Origin of the sequence: Sodalis sp. RH22 (genome assembly GCF_047324165.1) — a bacterium.
Taxonomy (GTDB): domain Bacteria; phylum Pseudomonadota; class Gammaproteobacteria; order Enterobacterales; family Enterobacteriaceae; genus Acerihabitans.
On sequence record NZ_CP178731.1, the window covers coordinates 4,351,892 to 4,377,166 of the forward strand.

The following is a 25,275-nucleotide window of genomic DNA, read 5'->3' on the forward strand; positions in this document are numbered from 1 at the left end:
AATGTCCGGCGCATGAACGTAATAAATTGGGGAAGATGTGTCAACGGTGGCTGTAATAGATCGGGAAGCGCTGGCGGAGCAGATACTGCATGATACCTTCGGCTACCAGCAGTTCCGCCCGGGTCAGCAAGCGCTGATCAACGCCGTGATGAGCGGCAGGGATTGCCTGGCGGTCATGCCGACCGGCGGCGGCAAATCCTTGTGCTACCAGATTCCGGCGCTGGTGATGGACGGGTTGACTATCGTGGTGTCGCCCCTGATTTCCCTGATGAAGGATCAGGTGGATCAACTGCTGGCCTACGGCGTGGCCGCGGGATGCCTGAATTCAACGCAAACCCGCGAACAGCAGCATGAAGTGATGACCGGCTGCCGCGATGGCCGCATCAAGCTGCTCTATATCGCGCCGGAACGCCTGATGATGGACAATATGCTGGAGCAGCTACTCACGTGGCATCCGGCGATGATTGCGGTGGACGAAGCGCACTGCATCTCGCAGTGGGGGCATGATTTCCGCCCGGAATACCGCACCCTGGGGCAAATCAAGCGGCATTTCCCCGGCCTGCCGTTTATCGCGCTCACCGCCACGGCCGACGAAACCACCCGTCTTGATATTGTGCGCCTGCTGGACCTGCGCGACCCGCTAATCCAAATCAGCAGTTTCGATCGCCCCAATATCCGCTATACCCTGGTGGAAAAATATAAACCCTTCGAGCAGCTTTGGCACTATGTGCAGGGCCAGCGCGGCAAGTGCGGCATTATCTATTGCAACAGCCGCGCCAAGGTGGAGGACGTCAGCGCGCGCCTGCAAAGCCGCGGGGTCAGCGCCGACGCTTATCATGCCGGCCTGAGCAATGACCGGCGCGGGCAGGTGCAGGAAGCATTCCAGCGCGACGATTTGCAGGTGGTGGTGGCGACCGTCGCCTTCGGCATGGGCATCAACAAGCCCAACGTGCGGTTTGTGCTGCATTTTGATATCCCGCGCAATATCGAGTCCTATTACCAGGAAACCGGCCGCGCCGGCCGCGACGGCTTGCCCGCCGAGGCCATTTTGTTTTACGATCCGGCGGATATGGCCTGGCTGCGCCGGTGCCTGGAAGAAAAGGCCCCCGGCGAGCAGCAGGATATCGAGCGCCATAAGCTTAACGCCATGGGCGCGTTCGCCGAGGCGCAGACCTGTCGCCGCCTGGTGTTGCTGAATTATTTTGGCGAGGGGCGCCAACAGCCCTGCGGCAACTGCGATATTTGCCTCGATCCTCCCAAGCGCTACGATGGGCTGGAGGAAGCGCGCAAGGCGTTGTCCTGTATTTATCGGGTGGGCCAGCGTTTCGGCATGGGGTATATCGTCGAAGTATTGCGCGGCGCCAATAGCCAGCGTATCCGCGACTACGCCCATGATAAACTGCCGGTGTACGGCATCGGCCGCGACCGCACCAACGAGCACTGGGTCAGCGTGCTGCGCCAGCTTATCCATCTTGGGCTGGTCAGCCAGAACATTACCCAGCATTCGGCGCTGCAGCTGACCGAGTCGGCGCGTCCGGTGTTACGCGGCGAAGTGCCGCTGATGCTGGCCGAGCCGCGGCTGCCCAACCTTAAGGCGCGCAGCACCGCGCCGAAAACCTACGGCGGCAATTATGACCGCCAGCTGTTCGCCAAGCTGCGCAAGCTGCGCAAATCCCTGGCGGATGAGGCCAACGTGCCGCCGTATGTGGTATTTAACGACGCGACGCTGCTGGAAATGGCCGAACAGCTGCCGGTGACGCCCGGGGACATGCTGCGGGTGAACGGCGTCGGCAATCGTAAACTCGATCGCTTCGGTATGCCGTTCCTTACCATGATCCGCGAACACCTGGTTGATGACGACCCCCTATAGGGGCCGGCCGTGCACAGCCGTATGCCGTTATCCGCGTCCGGCGCGGCGGCCGGGGTGAAGCGGGACCAGCGTTAGCCAAGGGTTTTATGCAAGCAGTGAACCGGTTGCCGGGGCGGCAACCTTTACCAGGAGCGTCCACCGATGTTAATTTTATTTGTTACCGTGGCCATGGTGCATTTGATTGCCCTGATGAGCCCGGGTCCGGATTTTTTCTTTATCTCCCAGACCGCGGCCAGCCGTTCGCGCCGCGACGCCATGATGGGCGTGCTGGGCATTAGCCTGGGCGTGGCGGTATGGGCCGCCGTGGCGCTGATGGGCCTGCACCTGTTGCTGATGAAGATGAAGTGGCTGCACAGCATGATCACCGTCGGCGGCGGGCTTTACCTGTGCTGGATGGGATGGCAGCTGCTGCGCGCGGCCCGGCGTCCGGCCGCGCCGCAGGCGGGCGGCCATCCGGCCGCCGCGTTACCGCGTTCCGGCCGCACCTTTGTGCGCGGCCTGCTGACCAATCTGGCTAATCCCAAGGCGGTGATCTATTTCGGCAGCGTGTTCTCCCTGTTTGTCGGCGATAATGTGCCGGCCGGGGCGCGCTGGGGCTTATTTATCCTGATCATCGCCGAAACCCTGATGTGGTTCAGCATCGTGGCGGTGGTGTTTGCCTTACCGGCCATGCGCCGCGGCTACCAGCGCCTGGCGCGCTGGATTGACGGCGTGGCGGGCGTGTTTTTTGCCGGCTTCGGCATCAGCCTGATTATTTCGCGCTAGCCAGCAGCGCGCCGACCATGATAAACAGCGACCCAAAGGTGCGGTTAAGACGCCGCAGCTGGCGCGGCCCCTTAAGCCAATGCGCCAGGCGGGTCGCCAGGGTCGCGTAGCCAATCATCACGATAGTATCCACCGCCAGGGTGGTGACGCCGAGCACCAGGTACTGGGATGCCTGCGGTTGGTGCGGCAGCACGAACTGCGGGAACAGCGCGGCCAGGAAGACGATGCTTTTCGGGTTGGTCAGGTTAACGAAAACCGCCCGTTGAAATAACCGGCGTCTGGACAGCAGGGCGGCCCCCGCGACGTCCAGGCTGAAACTGCCGGCGGCGCGCCATTGCTGGATGCCGAGCCAGACCAGGTAAGCGACCCCCAGCCATTTCAGGATTTCAAACGCCAACAGCGAATGGGCGAACAATGCCCCCAACCCGATGCCCACCAGTACGATATGCGTGGCCAGCCCGACCTGCAGGCCGGCGATGGACGCCGCCGCGCCGCGATAACCGTGGCTGATGCCGGTGCTCATGGTGTTAATCGCCCCTGAGCCGGGCGACAGACTCAACAGGGTGGTCGTGAGCAGATAGGTCAGCCACCAGTCCCAGGTCATTAATTGCGCTCCCTGAAATGTTATTTTTATGTCACACTATGTCGATAGGGTAGAGTAGCCTTTTCCCCGCCAGGACGGCAATGATTTTCCAGCGCGCAGGACAGTCTCAACTGCCCCGTGTTTTGCCAGTGCCAGGAGTAGCGCAGGTGGTGTCGGTACATAAAAAAAAATGGTTAAACCGCGAACAACAGTTTGCCGCCTTTTCCACCGGTCCGTTACTGGATTTCTGGCATCAACGGGAAGAGGGCGAGTTTGTCGGGGCGCAGGGCATGCCGATTCGCTTTGTCCGTCTGCGCTCGCCCCGGCACGATAAAGTCATCGTCATCAGCACCGGGCGTATTGAAAGCTACGTAAAATACCCTGAGGTGGCCTACGATCTTTTTCACTGCGGCTACGACGTGATGATTATCGATCACCGCGGCCAGGGGCGTTCCGGCCGCCTGCTCGAAGATACCCACCGCGGGCATGTGCTGCAGTTTGGCGATTACGTCAGCGATTTTACCCAGTTCTGGCAGCAGTATGTGGCTCCCGGACGCTATAAACGCCGTTTTGCCCTGGCGCATTCCATGGGCGGGGCGATTCTGGCCCTGTTTCTGGCGGCCATGCCGGATGCCTGCGACGCCGCGGTGCTGTGCGCGCCCATGTTCGGCATCCGCCTGCCGATGCCGCACTGGCTGGCCTGGCAAATCCTGGAGTGGACCGAGCAGCGCCCGGCCATGCGCGACTATTATGCCATCGGCACCGGTCAGTGGCGGCCTATGCCGTTTATGCTCAATATGCTGACGCACAGCGGCCAGCGCTACCGGCGCAGTTTGCGTTTTTACGCTGACGATCCTGAATTGCGGGTCGGCGGACCGACCTATCATTGGGTCAGGGAAGGGGTGTTGGCGGGTCATGACGTGCTGGCCAAGGCCGCCGCCATCACCACTCCGGTATTGCTGCTGCAGGCCGGGGAAGACCGGATTGTCGATAACCGCAGCCACGATATTTTTTGCCAGGCCATGGCGGCGGCGGGACATCCGTGCGCGGAAAATAAACCGGTCAGGATCGAAGGCGCCAGACATGAAATCCTGTTTGAAAAAGACAGCCTGCGCGCCGAGGCGCTGGAGAAAATTGTCGCGTTTTTTAGCTGCGATCACTTTATTCCCGGCGGTGTTCAACCGCCGATAACACCAGAGGTTTAATAAAGGCTTATGTATTACGTTGTTGCTTCCGATCTTGACGGTACCCTGCTTGCGCCGGACCATACTCTCAAACCTTACACCAAGGAAACCTTGCAGCTGCTGACCGCCCGGGGCATCAACTTTGTCTTTGCCACCGGCCGTCATCATATTGATGTTTCCCAAATTCGCGACGGCCTCGGTATTTCAGCCTATATGATCACCTCCAACGGCGCGCGGGTACATAGTCCTGACGGCGAGATGATTTTTGCCCATGACGTGGACGAAGATATCGCCGCCGATCTGTTCGGCCTGGTGCACGACGATCCGGAAATCCTCACCAACGTCTATCGCCGCGATGACTGGTATATGAATCGTAACCGGTTAGATCAACAGGACTTTTTCCGCGAGTCCGAATTTAACTACCAACTGTTCGAACCGGGGATGCTGCCTACCGACGGTATCTGCAAGGTGTATTACACCAGCGACAACCATGAACGGCTGGTGGCGCTGGAAAATGCGTTGAATGCGCGCTGGGGAGATCGGGTCAACGTCAGTTTTTCGTTGCCGGTATGCCTGGAAGTGATGGCCGGCGGCGTCTCCAAGGGGCATGCGTTGGATCAGGTGGCGAAAACGCTGGGGTTTGCCTTATCCGACTGTATTTCGTTTGGCGACGGCATGAATGATAAAGAAATGCTTGCCATGGCCGGCAAGGGCTGCATCATGAAAAATTCGCAGCAGCGCCTGAAAGATCTTCTGCCGGAGCTGGAGATCATCGGCACCAATGCCGATGAGTCGGTGCCGCGCTTTCTGCGCAACATGTTTTTGTGAACATTGCTTCCAGTCGTTTTTAAGCCGGCTCTGACGCCGGCTTTTTTATCTGTATTCCCGCCGTCCCCCCCATGCGCAAAACCGCTGAATGCGGCCAGACTCTATGTTCAGTTTTTTTGAACAGAGCGATGAGATTTTTACCCTTTTATATTCCCGGCGTAAGTCTAGACTAGAAAAAAACGTTGAGGAGAGTTGAACATGATTTACTTAAGAGCAGCAAACGATCGCGGTCATGCTAACCATGGGTGGCTCGACAGCTGGCATACCTTTTCTTTTGCCGACTATTATGACGCCAAATTCATGGGTTTTTCCGCGCTGCGGGTGATTAACGAAGACCGCATCGCGCAAGGCCAGGGTTTCGGTACCCATCCCCATAAGGATATGGAAATTCTGACCTATGTGCTGGACGGTACGGTGGAACATCAGGACAGCATGGGTAATAAAGAACAAATCCATGCCGGGGAATTCCAGATCATGAGCGCCGGCACCGGGATACGCCATTCCGAATATAACGGACGTGACGATAAGGCGCTGCATTTATACCAAATCTGGATTATCCCGCAGCAAACCGGCCTGACGCCGCGTTATGAGCAGCGCCGTTTTGATGCCCCGCAGGGCCGTCAGCTGGTGCTCTCGCCGGATGCGCGCGAGGGTTCGCTGAAGGTGTTCCAGGATATGACCCTGTCGCGCTGGGCGTTGCCCGCCGGCCAGCAGGAAACGCTGGACGTGGCGCCGGGACGGCGTGTCTGGATCCAGGTGGTGCGCGGTGAACTGGATATCAACGGCCAGCGGGCCGGCGCCAGCGATGCGCTCGCCGTTTGGGACGAAACCGTACTGACCCTCAAGGCGGGGCCGGACAGCGAAATCCTGGTATTCGACCTGCCGCCGGTGTGATAGCGCATGAGTGACAGCAAGCGGGCCACGGCCCGCTTGAATTGAATGACCAAACCTTGCCAGCGGGTATGCCGGACAAGCTCGTAACGACGCCGTAAATACGTCCATGTAGGCTCGGGCGCGCCATCCCTGGCGCGCTACGCGTTACTCTCCATGCCCAACATACCCGCTTCACGCTTATGGGCGAGTTTGTCGGCAGTCTGAAGCGGGCCACGGCCCGCTTTTTTATGCCTGGGGACTGCGCCGCCGGATAAACATACTCGCCGCGTCTTTTTTTTGCTAAACTCCGTCCATTCCAGGTAGGAGCTGTCATGTCGCCAATCAAGAAAAAAAGACCGGGACTTCAGGACGTTGCCGATAAAGTCGGCGTCACTAAAATGACGGTCAGCCGCTATTTGCGCAATCCGGCGCTGGTATCGGAGGCATTGCAGCTGAAAATAGCCCATTCCCTGGATGAATTGGGTTACATTCCCAACCGGGCGCCGGATATCCTTTCCAATGCCACCAGCCGGGCTATCGGCGTGCTGCTGCCTTCCCTGACCAACCAGGTATTCGCCGAAGTGCTGCGCGGCATCGAAACGGTCACCGACGCCCACGGCTACCAGACCATGCTGGCCCACTACGGCTACCAGCCCGAAACCGAAGAATTACGCCTGACCTCGCTGCTGAGCTATAACATCGACGGCCTGATCTTAGCCGAGCGCACCCACACGCCGCGCACCCTGAAGATGATCGAAGTGGCCGGCATCCCGGTGGTGGAAATCATGGACAGCGTTTCCCCTTGCCTGGATATCGCGGTGGGCTTCGATAACTTCGAGGCGGCGCGGCAAATGACCCTGCATATCATTGCGCGCGGGCACCGGCATGTGGTGTATTTCGGCGCACGCCTCGATGAGCGCACCATCATTAAGCAGCGGGGTTATGAGCAGGCGATGGCGGAGCAGGGACTACGGGCCCACAGCGTCATGATTACCGAATCGTCCTCTTACTCCACCGGCGCCGAGCTGTTACGCCAGGCCCAGCGTGAATATCCCGTCATGGACAGTATCGTTTGCACCAACGATGACCTGGCCATCGGCGCGGTATTTGAATGCCAGCGCCAGGGGCTGCGTATCCCCGAGGATATGGCTATCGCCGGCTTCCACGGTCACGATGTCGGCCAGGCGATGCAGCCGCGGCTCGCCAGCGTGCTCACGCCCCGTGAGGAAATGGGCCGCCTGAGCGCCGAAAAGCTCCTGGCCCGCCTGCGCGGCGAAACGGTTGATCCGCTAAAAACGGACGTCGGTTTTACCTTATTGCCAGGGGACAGCATCTGAATTTCCGCCTTAACCTCTCCCTACGCGCCGTGAAGTTCATCGTTACGTCATTTTATCTCATCATAATTATGATCTACCTCCCAAAACGTTAATTTAGTCCCGCAGGTGGATTCCTTATCGTGATGTTACCCGTATCATGATACCGGTAACATCACGATACACACTATGCTCTTACGGTTGGCCGGGGAATATCCCCGACTTGCACATCACTAACCCAAATGCATAACTACTCGAAGGCAAGGTATTCCAAATCCTTGCCGGGAAAAAAGCCATTGAGGACTTTTTATGCCGCTCTTTATCGTTGCTATCGGCGTGGCGTTGCTGCTGTTGCTGATGATTCGTTTTAAACTGAATGGTTTTATCGCTTTAATTCTGGTGGCGCTGATTGTCGGCGTGCTTGAGGGAATGCCGGTCAGCAAGGTATTGGTATCCATCAAGAACGGTGTCGGCGGCACCTTGGGCAGCCTGGCGCTGATTATCGGTTTTGGCGCCATGCTGGGTAAGCTGCTGGCGGATTGTGGCGGCGCGCAGCGTATCGCCACTACCCTTATCGATAAATTCGGCAAGCAGAATATCCAGTGGGCCGTGGTGGTCACCGGTTTTACCGTGGGTTTTGCCCTGTTTTATGAGATCGGCTTTGTCCTGATGCTGCCGCTGGTGTTCAGCCTGGCCGCGACGGCGCGCATTCCGCTGCTGTATGTCGGCGTACCGATGGCGGCCGCGCTATCGGTAACCCATGGTTTCCTGCCGCCGCATCCGGGGCCGACCGCCATCGCCACCATTTTCCATGCGGATATGGGCAAGACCCTGCTGTACGGCGCCATTCTGGCGGTGCCCACGGTGATCCTGGCCGGGCCGGTCTACAGCCGGTTCCTGAAAGGGATCGATAAGCCGGTGCCTGAAGGTCTGTACAATCCGAAAATCTTTACCGAACAGGAAATGCCGAGCTTCGCGGTCAGCGTCTGGACCGCGCTGGTCCCCGTGGTGCTGATGGCGCTGCGCGCCGTGGCTGAGATGGTGCTGCCCGCCGGGCATCCCATCCTGCCTTACGCCGAATTCTTTGGCGATCCGATCATGGCAACCCTGATTTCGGTGCTTATCGCCATCTTCACCTTCGGCATCAACCGTGGCCGCAGCGTGCAGCAGGTTATGGACACCATCAGCGATTCCATCAAGATTATCGCCATGATCCTGCTGATTATCGGCGGCGGCGGCGCATTCAAGCAGGTTCTGGTGGATAGCGGCGTCGGTACTTATATTGCCTCGCTGATGGAAGGCAGCACCATTTCGCCGTTACTGCTGGCCTGGAGCATCGCCGCCGTACTGCGTGTCGCCCTCGGCTCCGCCACGGTCGCCGCCATCACCGCCGGCGGCATCGCCGCGCCGCTGATCGCCACCACCGGCGCCAGCCCCGAACTGATGGTCATCGCCGTCGGGTCCGGCAGCGTCATTTTCTCCCACGTCAACGATCCGGGCTTCTGGCTGTTCAAGGAATATTTCAACCTGACCATTCTGGAAACCATCAAATCCTGGTCGGCGCTGGAAACCATTATTTCGGTCTGCGGCCTGATAGGTTGCCTGCTGATGAATATGGCCATTTCTTAACCCATACCGCCCGCGGCATGCCGCTGCGGGGGATACCAGCAATCGCAGGGGCGCATCACGCGCCCCTGTGTTTATGCTGACGGCCACGTCGTCAACTGCGCAAATAGACCCGCACGCCGTCCAGGAACATTTGCGTGGACAGCATCACCAGCAGCAGCCCCATCAATCTTTCCAACGCGTTGACGCCTTTGTCGCCCAGCAGCCGTATAAACAGCGACGATTGCATCAGGATAAACACCGACATGCCCCAGGCTATCAGCAATGCCACCACCAGATGATTAATCTGGTGCGGATACTGGTGGGATAACAGCATCAAAGTGGCCAGAATCGAGGGCCCGGCCACCAGCGGAATGGCCAGCGGCACCAAGAACGGCTCTTCGCCGGCCGGCAATCCGCTGCTGTTGCCCTCTTGCGACGGGAAAATCATTTTAATGGCAATCAGGAACATAATGATGCCGCCGGAGATAGACACGGTTTCCGAACGCAGGTTAAGAAAAGAGAGGATCTTTTCACCGGCAAACAAAAACAGCAGCATCAGCAATAATGCGATTAACAGCTCGCGGATCACGATCGCGCGGCGCCGTTTCGGTTCAAGGTGCTTTAATACCGACATAAAAATCGGTAAATTGCCCAGCGGATCCATTATTAAAAACAGCAATACGGTTGCCGAAATCATTTCAGTCATTTTTGCCTCTTTTTTTTCCGTTTTTTTCCCTGACTCCTCCATCCGGGATGATTATTAGCGTCACTGCTGAAAAACTTTTCCTTATCGATTAATTTCGCTTGCAGCTGTTCGGCCACATTTTGTAAGGTGGTCATTGTATAGCCGGCGTGTTTTTGCCGCGGCTGACGCCAGAATATCCTTTGTCACCCTCCAAGGCAGGACAGTTAACATGAAAAACGTTGGTTTTATTGGCTGGCGCGGTATGGTCGGTTCGGTGCTCATGCAACGCATGAACGAAGAACGCGATTTTGACGCCATCCGTCCGGTATTCTTCTCAACTTCCCAGCCAGGCCAGGCCGCGCCGGTATTCGGCGGGCAGCAAGGGACGTTGCAGGATGCCTATTCCCTGGACGCCCTGAGCGCCCTGGATATTATCGTCACCTGCCAGGGCGGCGATTATACCAACGAAATCTACCCTAAGCTTAAGGAAATCGGCTGGCAGGGATATTGGATCGACGCGGCGTCCTCGCTGCGTATGCAGGATGACGCCATTATCATTCTTGACCCGGTAAACCAGGCGGTGATCCAGCAGGGCCTGAACGACGGCGTCAAGGCCTTTGTCGGCGGCAACTGCACCGTGAGTCTGATGTTGATGTCGCTTGGCGGCCTGTTCGCCCAGGATTTGGTGGACTGGGTGTCCGTCGCCACCTACCAGGCCGCTTCCGGCGGCGGGGCGCGCCATATGCGCGAGCTGCTGGCGCAAATGGGCCGGTTGTATAATGAAGTGGCGAAAGAGTTGCAGGATCCGGCCTCGGCCATTCTGGATATCGAGCGTAAAGTGACGACGCTAACCCGCAGCGGCACCCTGCCTGTCGATAACTTCGGCGTGCCGCTGGCCGGCAGCCTGATCCCCTGGATCGACAAACAGCTGGACAACGGCCAGAGCCGTGAAGAGTGGAAGGGCCAGGCTGAAACCAATAAGATCCTCAATACCCGCCGGGTCATTCCGGTGGATGGCCTGTGCGTGCGCGTCGGCGCGCTGCGCTGCCACAGCCAGGCGTTTACTATTAAGCTTAAACGCGATGTCGGCCTGCCGGAAATCGAGCAAATCCTTGCCACCCATAATGACTGGGTGCATGTGGTGCCCAACGATCGCGAGCTGTCGATGCGGGAATTAACGCCGGCCGCCGTCACCGGCACCCTGAAAACGCCGGTCGGGCGGTTGCGTAAACTGAACATGGGGCCGGAATATCTGTCGGCGTTTACCGTGGGCGATCAATTGTTATGGGGTGCGGCGGAACCATTGCGGCGCATGCTGCGCTTACTGGCCTGACCTGATACGACCCTGCCGACAAAGCCCGTCCGTTTCGCGACGGATGGGCCGCGATTGCCTCCCCTATTTCCTTGCGCCGCTTGAGCAAAGTTAAAAATAAGTGAGCGACAAAATTTCACTTTTTTAACTTTTGTGCAAAGACACTATTTCATATTTCTCTGATTAATATAAGAATCTTTTTTTCTAACTCAAAGTATTTCAATAGCTTATTAGATAATTAAAATTTTCATCAGCTAAGGTTATTCTTTCTTTTAAACCTTTGTCTATGCTTATTATTGTGAGATCTATGATTGCGCATAAGATGTAATCAATACTACCCCGAATCTCTGCACCGTTTTATGCACCCGCGCCGGTCCCGCCGTCGCGGGCGCCCGTGCCTTAGGGAAACCATGGGGGTGGTGTAAGCATCGGATAATTTTTTGGAAATATTGTTTTATTTCATGGAGTAATGAAAGGAATAACACCATGTCAGGATTTCCCGACCATGAGGTCATTACAGCTTTGGTTTCCGGCCGGTATGCCGATCCGTTTTCATTATTAGGCATGCATCAGACCAGCGAAGGGCTGGTGGTGCGCGCGTTATTACCGGATGCCAGTGCGGTAACGCTTATTGATAAAAAAAATGGGCGCAAGATCACAGAATTAACCTGTGAAGACGACCGCGGTTTGTTTATGGCGCAATTAGGCCGGCGTAAAAAACCTTTTACCTATCAATTGGCCGTCACCTGGCATGAGCATACTTATATCATTGAGGACCCGTACCGTTTCGGACCGCTCTTGCAGGATATCGACAGCTGGCTACTGGCGGAAGGCACCCATTTACGTCCTTATGAACGTCTCGGCGCCCACCCGGACGAGCTGGACGGGGTGGCGGGCATGCGTTTTGCCGTTTGGGCGCCCAATGCCCAGCGGGTATCGGTGGTGGGCGAGTTTAATTATTGGGACGGCCGCCGGCATCCTATGCGCCAGCGGCGCGAAAACGGCATTTGGGAACTGTTCCTGCCCTCCGTCACCGTCGGCCAACTGTATAAATACGAAATCATCGACTGTCACGGACAAACGCGCCTGAAAGCCGACCCGTACGCCTTCGAGGCGCAAATGCGCCCGGAAACCGCGTCCCTGACCCGGGGATTGCCGCCGGTGGTGACGCCGGACGCGGCCAGGAGCGCGGCCAATACGTTCAACCAGCCGATTGCCATTTATGAAGTGCATTTGGGATCCTGGCGGCGCCACGCCGACAATAATTTCTGGCTCAGTTACCTGGAACTGGCGGAGCAACTGGTCGATTACGTCAAGTATATGGGGTTTACCCACATCGAGCTGCTGCCGATTAACGAGCACCCTTTTGACGGCAGCTGGGGCTACCAGCCGCTCGGCATCTATGCGCCCACCCGCCGGTTCGGCACCCCCGAGGATTTCCGGGTACTGATTGACGCCGCCCACCGGGCGGGCATCAACGTGTTGCTCGATTGGGTGCCCGGCCATTTCCCCGGCGACGAGTTCGGCCTGGCGAAATTCGACGGCACGTCGCTGTATGAGTACGCCGACCCGCGCGAAGGGCTGCACCAGGACTGGAATACGCTGATCTACAACTACGGCCGCAACGAAGTACGCAACTTCCTGGCGGGCAATGCGCTATTTTGGCTGGAAAGATACGGTATCGACGGTTTACGCGTCGATGCGGTGGCCTCGATGATCTATCGCGACTACAGCCGTCCTGCGGGGCAATGGGTGCCTAACCATTATGGCGGCAACGAGAACCTCGAGGCGATAGCCTTCCTGCGCTATACCAACCATACCGTGGGCACCCAGCGCGACGGCGCCATTACCGTGGCCGAGGAATCCACCTCATTTTCCGGCGTGACCGCGCCGCCGGAAAACGGCGGCCTCGGTTTCCATTACAAATGGAATATGGGCTGGATGAACGACACGCTGAAATATATGCAGCTCGATCCGGTTCACCGCAAATACCATCATCATCAGATGACGTTCAGCATGGTATACGCCTACAGCGAAAACTTCGTGCTGCCGCTGTCCCATGATGAAGTCGTGCACGGCAAACACTCCATCCTGAACCGCATGCCCGGCGATATGTGGCAAAAATTCGCCAATGTGCGCGCCTACTACGGCTTTATGTGGGGACACCCCGGTAAAAAACTGCTGTTTATGGGCAACGAGTTCGCGCAGCTGCGTGAATGGAACCACGACATGAGTCTCGACTGGCACCTGCTGGACGACCCGGACGGCATGCACAGCGGCGTGCAGCGGCTGGTGCGCGACTTAAACCAGTGCTATCGCACCCATGCGCCGTTGTATGAAGTGGATTATCGCTATAACGGTTTTGAATGGCTGGTGGCGGACGACAGCGAAAACTCGGTATTCGCTTTTCTGCGCCGCGACGCCAGCGGCGGCGAAATGATCGTGGTCAGCAACTTTACCCCGGTGCCGCGCCCCGGCTATCGCATCGGCATCCCGTCCCCCGGACGTTGGCGCGAGGTGCTGAATACCGACTCCCATTATTATAACGGCAGCAATATGGGCAATAGCGGCGAGCTGTACAGCGAACCTGTTTCCAGTCATCACCGGGAGCATTCGCTGCTACTGACCGTACCACCGCTGGCGACGATTTTCCTGGTACGGGAGAATTAATGGAGACGCTGTCCGCAGGTTCAGCCAGCCCCATGGGAGCCCGATTTGACGGCAAAGGCGTCAACTTCAGCCTGTATTCGGCCCATGCCGAGCGCGTGCTGTTGTGCCTGTTCGACGACAAAGGCGATGAACGGCAAATCGCATTGACGGCGCGCAGCGGGAATATCTGGCACGGCTACCTGCCGGGCGCCGGCCCCGGCCAGCGTTATGGCTATCGGGTACAGGGCCCGTTTGAGCCGCGAAAGGGACTGCGCTTTAATCCGGCCAAGCTGTTGATCGATCCCTGCGCCCGCGCGCTTGACGGCGCGGTCGGCGACCATCCGTCGCTGTATGACCCGGGCGACACGCCGGACGGGGCCGACAGCGCCGCGGCGGCGCCGAAAAGCGTGGTGGTGGATGAGCGCTATGATTGGCGTGACGATACGCCGCCCGCGACGCCCTGGGGCGAGACGGTAATTTATGAAGCCCATGTGCGCGGACTGACCCGGCTGCATCCCGGGATCCCGCAGGGGCTGCGCGGCACTTATGCCGGCCTGGCCCATCCGCTGATGACGGGGTATTTGCGGCAACTGGGCATTACCGCAGTCGAGCTGCTGCCGGTGCAGCAGCACGTGGACGAACCGCGTTTGCAACGCCTGGGGCTGCGCAATTACTGGGGATACAACGTGCTGGCGCCCTATGCGGTCGAGCCGGGCTATGCCTGCGGCCATCAGGATCTGTCGGCGCTGGACGAGTTTCGCGCCATGGTGCGCGCCCTGCACCAGGCCGGTATCGAAGTCATCCTCGACGTGGTGTTCAACCACAGCGCCGAGCTGGATTTGACCGGTCCCGTGCTGTCGCTGCGCGGCATCGACAACCCCGGCTGGTATTGGCTGGACGAACGCGGGGATTATCAAAACTGGACCGGCTGCGGCAATACGCTGCGCCTCGATAATCCCGATGTTACCGCCTGGGTGCTGGACTGCCTGCGCTTCTGGCGCGAGACGTGCCATGTCGACGGCTTTCGTTTTGATTTAGGCACGGTGCTGGGGCGCACGCCGGAATTCAGCGCCAGCGCGCGGCTATTCGCCGCGCTGCAGGAGCATCCGGCGCTTAACGGCTGCAAACTGATCGCCGAACCTTGGGATATCGGCCCCGGCGGTTATCAGGTCGGCGCTTTCCCGCCGCCGTTCGCGGAATGGAACGACCGTTTTCGCGACGATATGCGCCGCTTCTGGCTGCGCGGCGACCTGGCGCCGGGAGATTTCGCCCGCCGTTTTGCCGCGTCCAGCGACCTGTTCAACACGACCGGGCGCTTACCCTGCGCCACGGTCAATATGCTGACCGCCCATGATGGCTTTACCCTGCAGGACCTGGTCAGCTTCAGCGAAAAACACAACCAGGCCAACGGCGAGGATAACCGCGACGGCGCCTGGGATAACCTTAGCGACAACCACGGCGTCGAGGGCCCCGACGCCGGACAGGATATCCGGGAACGCCGCCGCCGCAGCCAGCAGGCGCTGCTGGCGACGCTGCTGCTGTCGCAGGGCACGCCGATGCTCCTGGCGGGGGACGAGTTCGGCCATAGCCAGCAGGGCAACAATAACGCCTATTGCCAGGATAATGAACTGACCTGGCTGGACTGGCCGCGCGCGGATGCCGGCCTGATAGGTTATACCGCCGACCTTATCAGCCTGCGCCGGCGTATTCCCGCCCTGATGGAGAACCGCTGGTGGCGTGAAAGCGACCCGCAAACGGTCGAATGGCTGAACGAGCATGGCGAGGCGCTGAGCGCCGGGGAGTGGGAGCGGGGAGAACATCGATTGCAGATCCGTCTGTCACGAGATTACCTGTTTGTGATCAATGCCACTACAAAAGCCTGCGAAATGACCTTACCTGAAGGGACATGGGCGCTGGCGGCACCGTTTCAGCGCCCAGGGCAACCGGATCCGGAGCGCCGCTTACCGCTGGCGGCCCGTACGGTTAATGTGCTGGTAAAACAATAATAAGGAGTCGGCGATGGTTAGGTATGAAGGTAGTGACCCGGTGATGCTGGCCAGACAATTGCCGATCCAAAGCGTCGCGCTGATCCTGGCGGGCGGACGCGGTTCGCGGTTAAAAGATTTGACGGCCAAGCGTGCCAAGCCCGCGGTTCATTTCGGCGGTAAGTTCCGTATTATTGATTTTGCGCTCTCCAACTGCCTGAACTCCGGTATCCGCCGGATAGGCGTGATAACCCAGTACCAGTCGCATACCCTGGTGCAGCATATCCAGCGCGGCTGGTCTTTCCTCAACGAGGAGATGAACGAATTTGTCGATCTGCTGCCGGCGCAGCAGCGTTTTGCCACCGAACACTGGTATCGCGGCACGGCGGACGCGGTATCGCAAAACCTGGATATCATCCGCCGCTACCGCGCCAAATACATCGTCATCCTGGCGGGTGATCATATCTATAAAATGGATTACTCCCGCCTGCTTATCGATCATGTGGAAAAAGGCGCCAAATGCACCGTGGCCTGCCTGCCGGTGCCCCGCATGGAGGGCAGGGACTTCGGCGTCATGGCGGTCGATGATGAATACCGGGTGCTGGACTTTGTCGAAAAACCGCCGGAACCGCCGGCCATGCCCGGTTTCCCGGATCTGGCGCTGGCCAGCATGGGTATTTACGTCTTTGATGCCGATTATCTCTTTGCCCTGCTGGAAGAGGATATGCGCACCGAAGGCTCCAATCATGATTTCGGCAAGGACATTATCCCGAAAATCACCGCCCTGGGCGAAGCCTGGGCGCATCCGTTCACCCTGTCGTGCGTCTCTTCCGCCGACGATGACCAAACCCCGCCCTACTGGCGTGACGTGGGCACGCTGGACGCTTACTGGCGGGCGAATCTGGATCTGGCTTCGGTAACCCCGGAACTGGATATGTACGATCAAAACTGGCCGATACGCACGCATATGGAACCGCTGCCGCCGGCCAAATTTGTTCAGGATCGCGCCGGTAACCACGGCGTGACCTTGAACTCACTGGTTTCCGGCGGTTGCATCCTTTCCGGTGCGCATGTCACGCACTCTGTACTGTTTCCCCGCGTGCGCGTTAATTCGTTTTGCACGCTGGACGGCGCGGTAATTTTACCGGATGTGATCGTGGGACGCTCTTGCCGATTGCGGCGGTGCATTATCGATCGTGCCTGCGAATTACCGGAAGGCATGGTGATCGGTGAAAACGCCGCGGACGATGAACGACGATTCTATCGCTCTGAGGAAGGAATCGTGCTGGTAACACGTAAGATGCTGGCCAACGTCAATTAGGAAGATCTGTAGCCATCAGTCAAAAAATAATAGGCCTTAACAGGAGCGATAATGCAGGTTTTACATGTGTGTTCTGAACTGTTTCCCCTACTGAAAACCGGGGGACTGGCAGATGTGGTCGGGGCATTACCCGCGGCTCAGATTGTGGAAGGGGATGACGTGCGGGTTTTATTGCCGGCGTTTCCGGATTTGCGCAAAGGTATCCCGGATACCCGCGTGGTCAATGAATTCGACGCGTTTTCACGCCGCGTCAAACTGTTATATGGTCGTTTCAACGGCGTTGGCATCTATCTTATCGATGCCCCCGATCTTTACGATCGCCCCGGCAGCCCTTACCATGACCAGGATCAGTATGCCTATATGGATAACTATCTGCGGTTTGCGCTATTGGGCTGGGTCGGCGCCGAAATGGCCAGCGGACTGGACCGGGCCTGGCAACCGGATATCATCCAGGCCCATGACTGGCACGCCGGCCTGACCTGTGCTTACCTGGCGGCCAAGGGACGACCGGCGAAATCGGTGTTTACGGTGCATAACCTGGCTTACCAGGGATTGTTCAACGCCCGACACCTGCCGGAGCTGGGCCTGCCGGATGAGTTTTTCCACACCTACGGCATGGAGTTTTTCGGCCAGATCTCCTATCTGAAGGCCGGGCTGTTCTATGCCGATCACGTCACCACCGTCAGCCCTACCTACGCCAGGGAAATCACCCAGCCGGCCTACGGCTACGGTATGGAAGGGTTATTGGCGTCGCTGCAGTCCCAGGGGCGGCTGACCGGCATCCTCAACGGGGTGGACGATGCCATCTGGAATCCGACCCATGACGCCATGCTGTCCACGCGCTATAACCGCGATGTGCTGGAGGCGAAAGTCAACAATAAGCGCCATCTGCAGACCGCCATGGGCCTGACGGTGGACGAAAAGGTCCCGCTGTTTGCCGTGGTCAGCCGCCTGACCAGCCAAAAGGGGCTGGATCTGGTGCTGGAAGTCCTGCCGGACCTGCTGGAGCAGGGCGGCCAGCTGACGCTGCTCGGCGCCGGCGACGCCAACCTGCAGCAGGGGTTCCTGGCGGCGGCGGCGGAATATCCCAGCCAGGTGGGGGTACAGTTAGGGTATCACGAGGCGTTTTCCCACCGCATTATCGGCGGCGCGGACGTGATTATGGTGCCGAGCCGGTTCGAGCCCTGCGGCCTGACGCAGCTCTACGGCCTGAAATACGGTACCCTGCCGCTGGTACGGCGCACCGGCGGGCTGGCGGACACGGTGACCGACAGCTCGCTTGAGAACCTCTCCGACGGCATCGCCAGCGGTTTTGTTTTCGAAGATGCCACCGCCAGCGCGTTGCAACGGGCTATCCGCCGCGCTTTTGTGTTATGGTCAAGGCCTGCCCTGTGGCGTTATGTCCAGCGTCAGGCGATGGGTTTAGATTTCAGTTGGCATGTCGCCGCCCGGGCTTATCAGTCTCTTTATCAACGCTTGTAGATATTCACTGATTGGGAATGAATGCCATGAACTCTCCGTTTATTTATGCTTCACCCACCCTCAGCGTGGAAGCGCTGAAACATTCGATTGCCTATAAGCTGATGTTTACCATCGGTAAAGATCCTTCCGCCGCCAATAAGCATGAGTGGCTGAACGCCACGCTGCTGGCGGTACGGGATCGTATGGTGGAGCGGTGGTTGCGCTCCAATCGCGCCCAACTGTCGCAGGACGTGCGCCAGGTCTATTACCTGTCGATGGAGTTTCTGCTCGGCCGGACCTTGTCCAACGCGCTGCTGGCGATGGGGATTTACGACGATACCAAGGCCGCCCTGGAGGATATGGGGTTCGAGCTGGACGATCTGCTGGAGGAAGAGAACGACCCGGGGTTAGGCAACGGCGGGCTGGGGAGGCTGGCGGCCTGTTTCCTCGATTCCATGGCGACGCTGGCGCTGCCGGGACGGGGTTACGGCATTCGTTATGAATACGGTATGTTCAAGCAGAATATTATCAACGGGCAGCAGGCGGAATCGCCGGATTACTGGCTTGAATACGGCAATCCCTGGGAGTTTCCCCGCCACTCCACCCGCTATAAGGTCCGCTTCGGCGGCCGCGTGCAGCAGGAGGGGGCGAAAACCCGCTGGGTGGAGACCGAGGAAGTGCTGGCCTGCGCCTATGACCAGATTATTCCCGGCTTTGATACCGACGCCACCAACACCTTAAGGCTGTGGAGCGCCCAGGCCAGCAATGAAATCAACCTGGGCAAATTCAACCAGGGCGATTATTTCGCCGCCGTGGAAGATAAAAACTATTCTGAAAACGTTTCCCGGGTGCTCTATCCGGATGATTCCACCTATTCAGGCCGCGAATTGCGCCTGCGCCAGGAATACTTTTTAGTCTCCGCCACCATGCAGGATATTCTCACCCGTCACTGGATGATGCATCAGACCTTCGACAACCTGGCGGATAAAATCGCGGTGCATCTCAACGATACCCACCCGGTGCTGTCGATTCCCGAGCTGATGCGGCTTTTGATCGACGAACATAAATTTACCTGGCAGCAGGCATGGGACGTGGTGGGCAAGGTATTCTCCTATACCAACCATACCCTGATGAGCGAAGCGCTGGAAAGGTGGCCGGTGGACATGCTGGGCAAGATCCTGCCGCGCCAACTGCAGATTATCTTTGAAATCAACGATCATTTTTTAACCGGCGTGCAGGAACAATTTCCCGGCGACAGCGCCCTGCTGTCACGCGTGTCGATCGTTGATGAACATGACGGGCGGATGATACGCATGGCCTGGCTGGCGGTGATTGCCAGCCATAAGGTCAACGGGGTATCGGAACTGCATTCCGACCTGATGGTGCAATCGCTGTTTGCCGATTTCGCGCGCATCTATCCCGACAAGTTTTGCAATAAAACCAACGGCGTCACGCCACGCCGCTGGCTGGCGCTGGCGAACCGGCCGCTGTCGGCGGTGCTGGACGACGCCATCGGCCAGATGTGGCGTACCGATTTGAGCCAACTGGAGGAAATCAAATCCCATATCGATTTCCCGGCGTTTATCCAGGATGTGCAAAAGGCCAAGCTGGAAAATAAAAAGGCGCTGGCTCTCTATATGGCCAAAGAGCTTAATGTGGTGGCCGACCCGGCGGCGTTATTTGATGTGCAAATCAAGCGTATCCATGAATATAAGCGCCAGTTGATGAATGTGCTGCACATTATTACCCGCTATAACCGGATTAAACAGGATCCCGATGCCGACTGGGTGCCGCGGGTGAATATCTTTGCCGGCAAAGCGGCCTCGGCCTATCATATGGCCAAGCAGATTATCCATTTAATCAACGATGTGGCCACGGTGATTAACAGCGATCCGCAGGTGAAGAACCGCTTGAAGGTGGTATTTATTCCCAACTATAGCGTCAGCCTGGCGCAGCTGATTATCCCGGCGGCGGATTTATCGGAACAGATCTCCCTGGCGGGCACCGAAGCTTCCGGCACCAGTAATATGAAGTTCGCGCTTAACGGCGCGCTGACCATCGGCACCCTGGACGGCGCCAATATCGAGATGAGCAGCCGCATGGGCGAGGAAAACATCTTTATCTTCGGCAATACCGCCGAGCAGGTGGAAGCGCTGCGTCGCGACGGTTACAACCCGCGCCAGTTCTATGAGCAGGATGCGGAGCTTAACCAGGCCCTGACCCAGATCGCCACCGGTGTATTCAGTCCGGGCGAGGCCAATCGCTACCGTAATCTGTTCGATACACTGGTGAATTTCGGCGATTATTACCAGTTGCTGGCGGATTATCGCAGTTATGTCGATACCCAGGATCGGGTGGACCAGCTTTATCAGCAGCCGGAGGAGTGGACAAGGCGGGCGGTCATGAATATTGCCAGTATGGGCTATTTCTCGTCGGACCGGACCATCCAGGAATATGCCGATGAGATATGGCATGTGAAGCCGATCCGGCTGTAGCGGAGCAAGCGACAGGCTGTCACCGTATTGACGTCTACAGGGACACGCGGAGCTGGCGTGTTTATGGCCTGGCGGCGCTGATCATTTCTCTATAAACAGCGCTCCAGGGCGATCAAACAAGGCCGCGTCGTTACGCGGCCTTGTTGCTTAAAATGCGCTGGCCGAATCCGGCCGCCCTTGCCTAGGAGGCCAGCGACAGCTTCCTCCCGCCGCGCGCATGATGGGCCAGCCATTCGCTCACATGCTGTTTTTCGCCGTCATCAAGCCACATGCCGAGTTTGGTGCGGCGCCAGATGGCGTCTTCAAGGGTAACCACCCATTCTTTTTCCACCAGGTAATGCAGCTCCGCCTCGTACAATTCGTGGCCGAAATGCTCGCCAAGGTCGGCGAACGTGGCCGCGCCTTTCAGGATCTGCTCGCTTTGGGTGCCGTAGGTGCGACTGTAGCGGCGTGCCAGGCTTTCGGTCAGGAAGGCGTATTTGCGCCGCAGCTGGGCGGCATAATCGTCGCGGCTGCCGTTAAAATCGCCGCCCGGCAATACCGCCCCTTTGGTCCAGGCGCCGTAGGCGTCAGGATAATATTTATGCAGCTTTTCCAAGGCGTGTTCAGCCAGTTTGCGGTAGGTGGTCAGCTTGCCGCCGAACACCGATAGCAGCGGGGCCTTGCCGTGGTCGTCGGTGACCGCGAGGGTATAGTCGCGGGTCACCGCCTGCGGCGAGTCGGACTCGTCATCGCACAGAGGACGCACGCCGGAATAGGACCAGACGATGTCCGCGCGGCTGAGCGGCTTCTTGAAATGCGCGTTATAGACGTTAAGCAGGTAATCCGTCTCGCCGTCGTCGATATGCACCGCTTTCGGATCGCCGTGGTATTCCACGTCGGTGGTGCCGATGATGGAGAACTCGTCCAGCCAGGGAATGACAAACACGATGCGGTGGTCTTCATTTTGCAGGATATAGGCGTGCTGGCCGTTATGCACGCGCGGCACCACGATATGGCTGCCTTTGATTAAGCGTATACCATACTGGGAGGGCAGCTTCAGGCTGTCGTCGATAAATTCCTTTACCCATGGGCCGGTGGCGTTGGCCAGGCCCTTGGCCTGCCAGGTCAGGGTCTGGCCGGTAATCACATCCTGCGCTTCCACCGTCCACAGGCCGTTCTCGCGCCAGGCGCGGGTTACTTTGGTGCGGGTGCGCACTTCGCCGCCCTTGGCGACCACCTCCTGCGCGTTCAGTACCACCAGCCGGGCATCGTCCACCCAGCAGTCGGAGTATTCAAAACCGCGCACGATGGAAGGCTTGAGGATGGAATCCGCGCCGAAACGCAACCCTTTACTGGCCGGCAGGCTGGTGCGTTTGCCCAGATGATCGTACATAAACAGTCCGATGCGGATCATCCAGGCCGGCCGCAGATGCGGCCGGTGCGGCAGACGAAAGCGCATGGGGAAGGCGATATGCGGCGCCATCTTTAATAGCACCTCGCGTTCCGCCAGCGCTTCGCTGACCAGGCGGAACTCATAATGCTCGAGATAGCGCAGGCCGCCGTGAATCAGTTTTGAACTGGCGGAAGAGGTCGCGCAGGCCAGGTCATCCGCCTCAAGCAGCAGCACGGATAAGCCGCGCCCCGCTGCGTCTGCCGCGATGCCGGCGCCGTTAATGCCGCCGCCGATCACGATCAAGTCTTTGGTTTCCACGTTACCTTCCTCCAGGTGCTCGTTACAGTTCTTTTATTTTCGTTTTCGCTCATAATTGTAATCGAAAACCAACATCAGCGCCAAGGCCCATGCTGAAAAAAACGTCTATGCGTGACGCAGGTAACAGTTTATGTTTACACTATGTGGAAAAAACGTTAACAAGCGAGGCGACGCAGGCGATGGAACACTTCGAGGCAATAAGCGTGGAACAGGCGTATGAACGCTGGCGGCAGGGCGACGCGATTCTGGTGGATATCCGCGATCCGCAGAGTTTTGCCGTCGGCCATGCGCCGGGGGCGGTTCACCTTACCAACGAAACCCTGGGCGCGTTTATGCAGCAGACGGACTTTACCCGTCCGGTGATGGTGATGTGCTATCACGGCAACAGCAGCAAGGGCGCTGCGCAGTACCTTCTGCAACAGGGGTTTAACGCCGCCTATAGCATAGACGGTGGTTTCGATGCCTGGCAGAAAGCGTTTCCCTCCGACGTCGCCACCCCGACGGCAGGCTGACCCGCGCCAGGCGCCGGCGTTTCCCTGCGCGGGCGCCGCTTTTTTCAGCGGGCGATAATCACCGGTGCGTCGATTGTGACGCGCTCGCGATTATCCCTGCCCGCAAGCGGATACTGTTCCCCTTCTTATCAAAACCGTTCATTTTCCCCCGTAAGCAAAAAACCCTGCGGCCGTTGATGCCATGATGGGGGATGCCGCAGGGAACATGTTATGATAGTAATCAGCTGATTATCGCGCCGCGGGCGCTATGCCAGCGCTATGCCAGCACGATATCGCCGGTCTTGCCGGCGCCCGAACATCATGATTAAAGGACTCGCCCCACGCTATGATTCGTGTAACGACCCTGTCCAATGCCCGCCTTGCCCAGGCTTTTATCGACTATATGAAAACCCAGGGCGTGACGATTGAAATGCAGCAGCAAGGCAGGATAGCCGAGCTATGGCTTGCAGATGACGCGGAGCTGGCCCGGGTAGAGGCCGCGCTGGAAATCTTTCTGCTGGACCCGACGCACCCACGTTACCAGGCGGCCAGCTGGCGCACGGGCAGCGCCGAGCGCGGGCAGTTTCATTATCAGCGCACCGCCTGGCTGCCGGCGCTGCGCAGCCAGGCGGGGCCGCTGACCCTCGGCGTGTTGTTATGCTGCGTCCTGGTGTTTATTTTAATGAACGTCCTGGGCGATGATGTCGTTATGTACTGGCTGGCGTTTCCCGCCGGTCCGTCGCGCTACCTGCAGGTATGGCGCTGGGTAAGCCATATTTTGTTGCATTTTTCGTTACTGCATTTATTGTTCAATATAGTGTGGTGGTGGTATCTCGCCAGCGCGGTGGAAAAATACCGCGGCGTGACGACCCTGGCGATATTGACCCTGGTCTCGGCGGTGGTCAGCGGCCTGGTGCAATCCCATTTCAGCGGCGCCCTGTTCGGCGGTCTTTCCGGCGTGGTGTATGCCTTGATGGGGTATGTCTGGTGGTATGGCGAGAAAAACCCCAACGGCCCGCTGATGATGCCTCGCGGTGTCATTGTGTTTGCCCTGCTGTGGCTTATCGCCGGTTATTTCGATATTTTCGGCATTGCCGTGGCTAATGCCGCCCATGTGGCGGGGCTGGTTATCGGATTATTAATGGCTTTCTGGGATACGCGCCATGCGATTGGTCGCCGGCGATAGGGTTCAGGCAGCAGAGGATTTAACGTGAAGCAAACGCAGCGGCATGATGCCATTATTGAATTGGTACGGCGGCAGGGTTATGTCAGTACCGAAGAGTTGGTGGAGCATTTCTCGGTCAGCCCGCAAACCATCCGGCGCGATCTGAACGATTTGGCCGAGCACAATAAGATTCATCGTCATCATGGCGGCGCGGCGTTGCCGTCCAGTTCGGTGAATACGGCCTACCAGGATCGCAAGATCATGTGGTCGGCGGAAAAAGCGCGCATCGCCCAGCGGGTAGCCAGTCAGATACCGGACGGCGCCACGCTGTTTATCGATATCGGCACCACCCCCGAGGCGGTGGCCCATGCCTTGCTGAACCATAAGAACCTGCGGGTGGTCACCAATAACCTCAATGTCGCCACGCTGCTGACCGCCAAAGAGGATTTCCGCCTGATCCTGGCCGGCGGTGAGGTGCGCACCCGCGACGGCGGCATTATGGGCGAGGCCACGCTGGATTTTATTTCCCAGTTCCGCCTGGATTTCGGCATCCTCGGCATCAGCGGCATCGATATGGACGGATCGCTGCTGGAGTTCGATTATCACGAAATGCGCACCAAGCGGGCGATTATCGACAACTCGCGCTGCGTTATGCTGGTCACCGACCATTCCAAATTCGGCCGCAACGCCATGGTCAACCTGGGCAAAATGTCCCTGGTGGATTTTCTGTTTACCGACGAGCTGCCGCCGCCGAGCGTAATGAGCATTATCGAACAGTCCGAGGTTAAGCTGGAGCTGTGCTGAGGGCAGGATGCCCCGTTCCGCCAGGCCGCGCCATCGTGGGCGCGGGCCGCTTGCCGGCCCCGGCGCGCCGGTCGTTTTAACCGGCCGCGCGCCACGGTAGATTATTTTTTCGCTAATTAATTAAAATTTTTTGCCAGCGCCCCTCTTTTTAACGCCCTTGACTATTCTTTGATCATAAACGAACAAACCC

At 58.3% G+C, this 25,275-nt stretch carries 19 protein-coding genes; 16 read left to right on the forward strand and 3 right to left on the reverse strand.

All coding sequences use genetic code 11. The features are described 5' to 3' along the window. Nucleotides 1-37 precede the first annotated feature (37 nt). Together recQ and rhtC are read left to right on the forward strand one after the other, a co-directional pair. On the forward strand, nt 38-1,870 hold the full coding sequence (recQ, locus tag ACL2XN_RS19645; RefSeq protein WP_410013189.1) for an ATP-dependent DNA helicase RecQ: 1,833 nt from the start codon (nt 38-40) through the stop codon (nt 1,868-1,870). Nucleotides 1,871-2,011: 141 nt separating this feature from the next. Continuing rightward, the gene (gene rhtC, locus ACL2XN_RS19650; RefSeq protein WP_413729311.1) at nt 2,012-2,635 is read left to right on the forward strand and encodes a threonine export protein RhtC; all 624 of its coding nucleotides are present in this window, start codon (nt 2,012-2,014) and stop codon (nt 2,633-2,635) included. Here rhtC and rhtB read toward each other — a convergent pair. Beyond that, entirely contained in the window at nt 2,622-3,239 is a 618-nt protein-coding gene (gene rhtB, locus ACL2XN_RS19655) for a homoserine/homoserine lactone efflux protein (RefSeq protein ID WP_413729312.1), read from the reverse strand. The genes rhtC and rhtB overlap by 14 nt on opposite strands. A gap of 149 nt (nt 3,240-3,388) precedes the next feature. Between rhtB and pldB the strand changes: the two genes are divergently transcribed. From pldB to gntT, 5 genes are all read left to right on the forward strand, one after another. Next, entirely contained in the window at nt 3,389-4,423 is a 1,035-nt protein-coding gene (gene pldB / locus ACL2XN_RS19660) for a lysophospholipase L2 (protein ID WP_413729314.1), read from the forward strand. A gap of 9 nt (nt 4,424-4,432) precedes the next feature. Then, the gene (gene yigL, locus ACL2XN_RS19665) at nt 4,433-5,230 is read left to right on the forward strand and encodes a sugar/pyridoxal phosphate phosphatase YigL (RefSeq protein ID WP_413721589.1); all 798 of its coding nucleotides are present in this window, start codon (nt 4,433-4,435) and stop codon (nt 5,228-5,230) included. Nucleotides 5,231-5,428: 198 nt separating this feature from the next. Then, nucleotides 5,429-6,124, forward strand: coding sequence for a pirin family protein (locus tag ACL2XN_RS19670; protein WP_410013194.1), 696 nt, complete (start codon nt 5,429-5,431; stop codon nt 6,122-6,124). 320 nt (nt 6,125-6,444) lie between these two features. Next, nucleotides 6,445-7,440, forward strand: coding sequence for a gluconate operon transcriptional repressor GntR (gntR, locus tag ACL2XN_RS19675; protein WP_410016706.1), 996 nt, complete (start codon nt 6,445-6,447; stop codon nt 7,438-7,440). Nucleotides 7,441-7,725: 285 nt separating this feature from the next. Next, complete coding sequence (gene gntT / locus ACL2XN_RS19680; protein WP_410013195.1) at nt 7,726-9,045, forward strand: gluconate transporter; 1,320 nt, start codon at nt 7,726-7,728, stop codon at nt 9,043-9,045. 91 nt (nt 9,046-9,136) lie between these two features. Here gntT and ACL2XN_RS19685 read toward each other — a convergent pair whose 3' ends face one another. After that, entirely contained in the window at nt 9,137-9,730 is a 594-nt protein-coding gene (locus ACL2XN_RS19685) for a YhgN family NAAT transporter (RefSeq protein ID WP_410013196.1), read from the reverse strand. Between the two features lie 208 nt (nt 9,731-9,938). On the opposite strand from ACL2XN_RS19685, the gene asd reads away from it, so the two are divergent. The 6 genes from asd (at nt 9,939) to glgP (ending at nt 20,932) form a co-directional block, all read left to right on the forward strand. Further along, the gene (asd, locus tag ACL2XN_RS19690) at nt 9,939-11,042 is read left to right on the forward strand and encodes an aspartate-semialdehyde dehydrogenase (protein ID WP_413729315.1); all 1,104 of its coding nucleotides are present in this window, start codon (nt 9,939-9,941) and stop codon (nt 11,040-11,042) included. Between the two features lie 465 nt (nt 11,043-11,507). Continuing rightward, nucleotides 11,508-13,691, forward strand: a complete 2,184-nt coding sequence (gene glgB / locus ACL2XN_RS19695) for a 1,4-alpha-glucan branching enzyme (RefSeq protein WP_410013199.1) — start codon at nt 11,508-11,510, stop codon at nt 13,689-13,691. Beyond that, nucleotides 13,691-15,676: a glycogen debranching protein GlgX gene (gene glgX / locus ACL2XN_RS19700; protein ID WP_413729316.1), complete on the forward strand. Its 1,986-nt coding sequence runs from the start codon at nt 13,691-13,693 to the stop codon at nt 15,674-15,676. Before glgB ends, glgX begins: the two co-directional genes overlap by 1 nt. 13 nt (nt 15,677-15,689) lie before the next feature. Further along, nucleotides 15,690-16,976, forward strand: coding sequence for a glucose-1-phosphate adenylyltransferase (gene glgC, locus ACL2XN_RS19705; protein WP_413729317.1), 1,287 nt, complete (start codon nt 15,690-15,692; stop codon nt 16,974-16,976). Between the two features lie 51 nt (nt 16,977-17,027). Further along, the gene (gene glgA, locus ACL2XN_RS19710; protein WP_410013202.1) at nt 17,028-18,458 is read left to right on the forward strand and encodes a glycogen synthase GlgA; all 1,431 of its coding nucleotides are present in this window, start codon (nt 17,028-17,030) and stop codon (nt 18,456-18,458) included. 26 nt (nt 18,459-18,484) lie between these two features. Further along, nucleotides 18,485-20,932 (forward strand): glycogen phosphorylase, encoded by a 2,448-nt coding sequence (glgP, locus tag ACL2XN_RS19715; RefSeq protein WP_410013203.1) that lies wholly within the window; start codon nt 18,485-18,487, stop codon nt 20,930-20,932. A gap of 181 nt (nt 20,933-21,113) precedes the next feature. On the opposite strand, the gene glpD is transcribed toward glgP, so the two are convergent. Next, on the reverse strand, nt 21,114-22,625 hold the full coding sequence (glpD, locus tag ACL2XN_RS19720; RefSeq protein WP_410013204.1) for a glycerol-3-phosphate dehydrogenase: 1,512 nt from the start codon (nt 22,623-22,625) through the stop codon (nt 21,114-21,116). Nucleotides 22,626-22,804: 179 nt separating this feature from the next. On the opposite strand from glpD, the gene glpE reads away from it, so the two are divergent. The 3 genes from glpE to ACL2XN_RS19735 all read left to right on the forward strand — a co-directional run bounded on the left by glpE (nt 22,805) and on the right by ACL2XN_RS19735 (nt 25,085). Beyond that, nucleotides 22,805-23,137, forward strand: coding sequence for a thiosulfate sulfurtransferase GlpE (glpE, locus tag ACL2XN_RS19725; protein ID WP_410016707.1), 333 nt, complete (start codon nt 22,805-22,807; stop codon nt 23,135-23,137). A 325-nt stretch (nt 23,138-23,462) separates the two neighbouring features. Further along, nucleotides 23,463-24,302, forward strand: coding sequence for a rhomboid family intramembrane serine protease GlpG (gene glpG / locus ACL2XN_RS19730; protein WP_410013205.1), 840 nt, complete (start codon nt 23,463-23,465; stop codon nt 24,300-24,302). Nucleotides 24,303-24,326: 24 nt separating this feature from the next. Next, on the forward strand, nt 24,327-25,085 hold the full coding sequence (locus ACL2XN_RS19735) for a DeoR/GlpR family transcriptional regulator (RefSeq protein ID WP_410013206.1): 759 nt from the start codon (nt 24,327-24,329) through the stop codon (nt 25,083-25,085). Nucleotides 25,086-25,275: the final 190 nt, after the last annotated feature.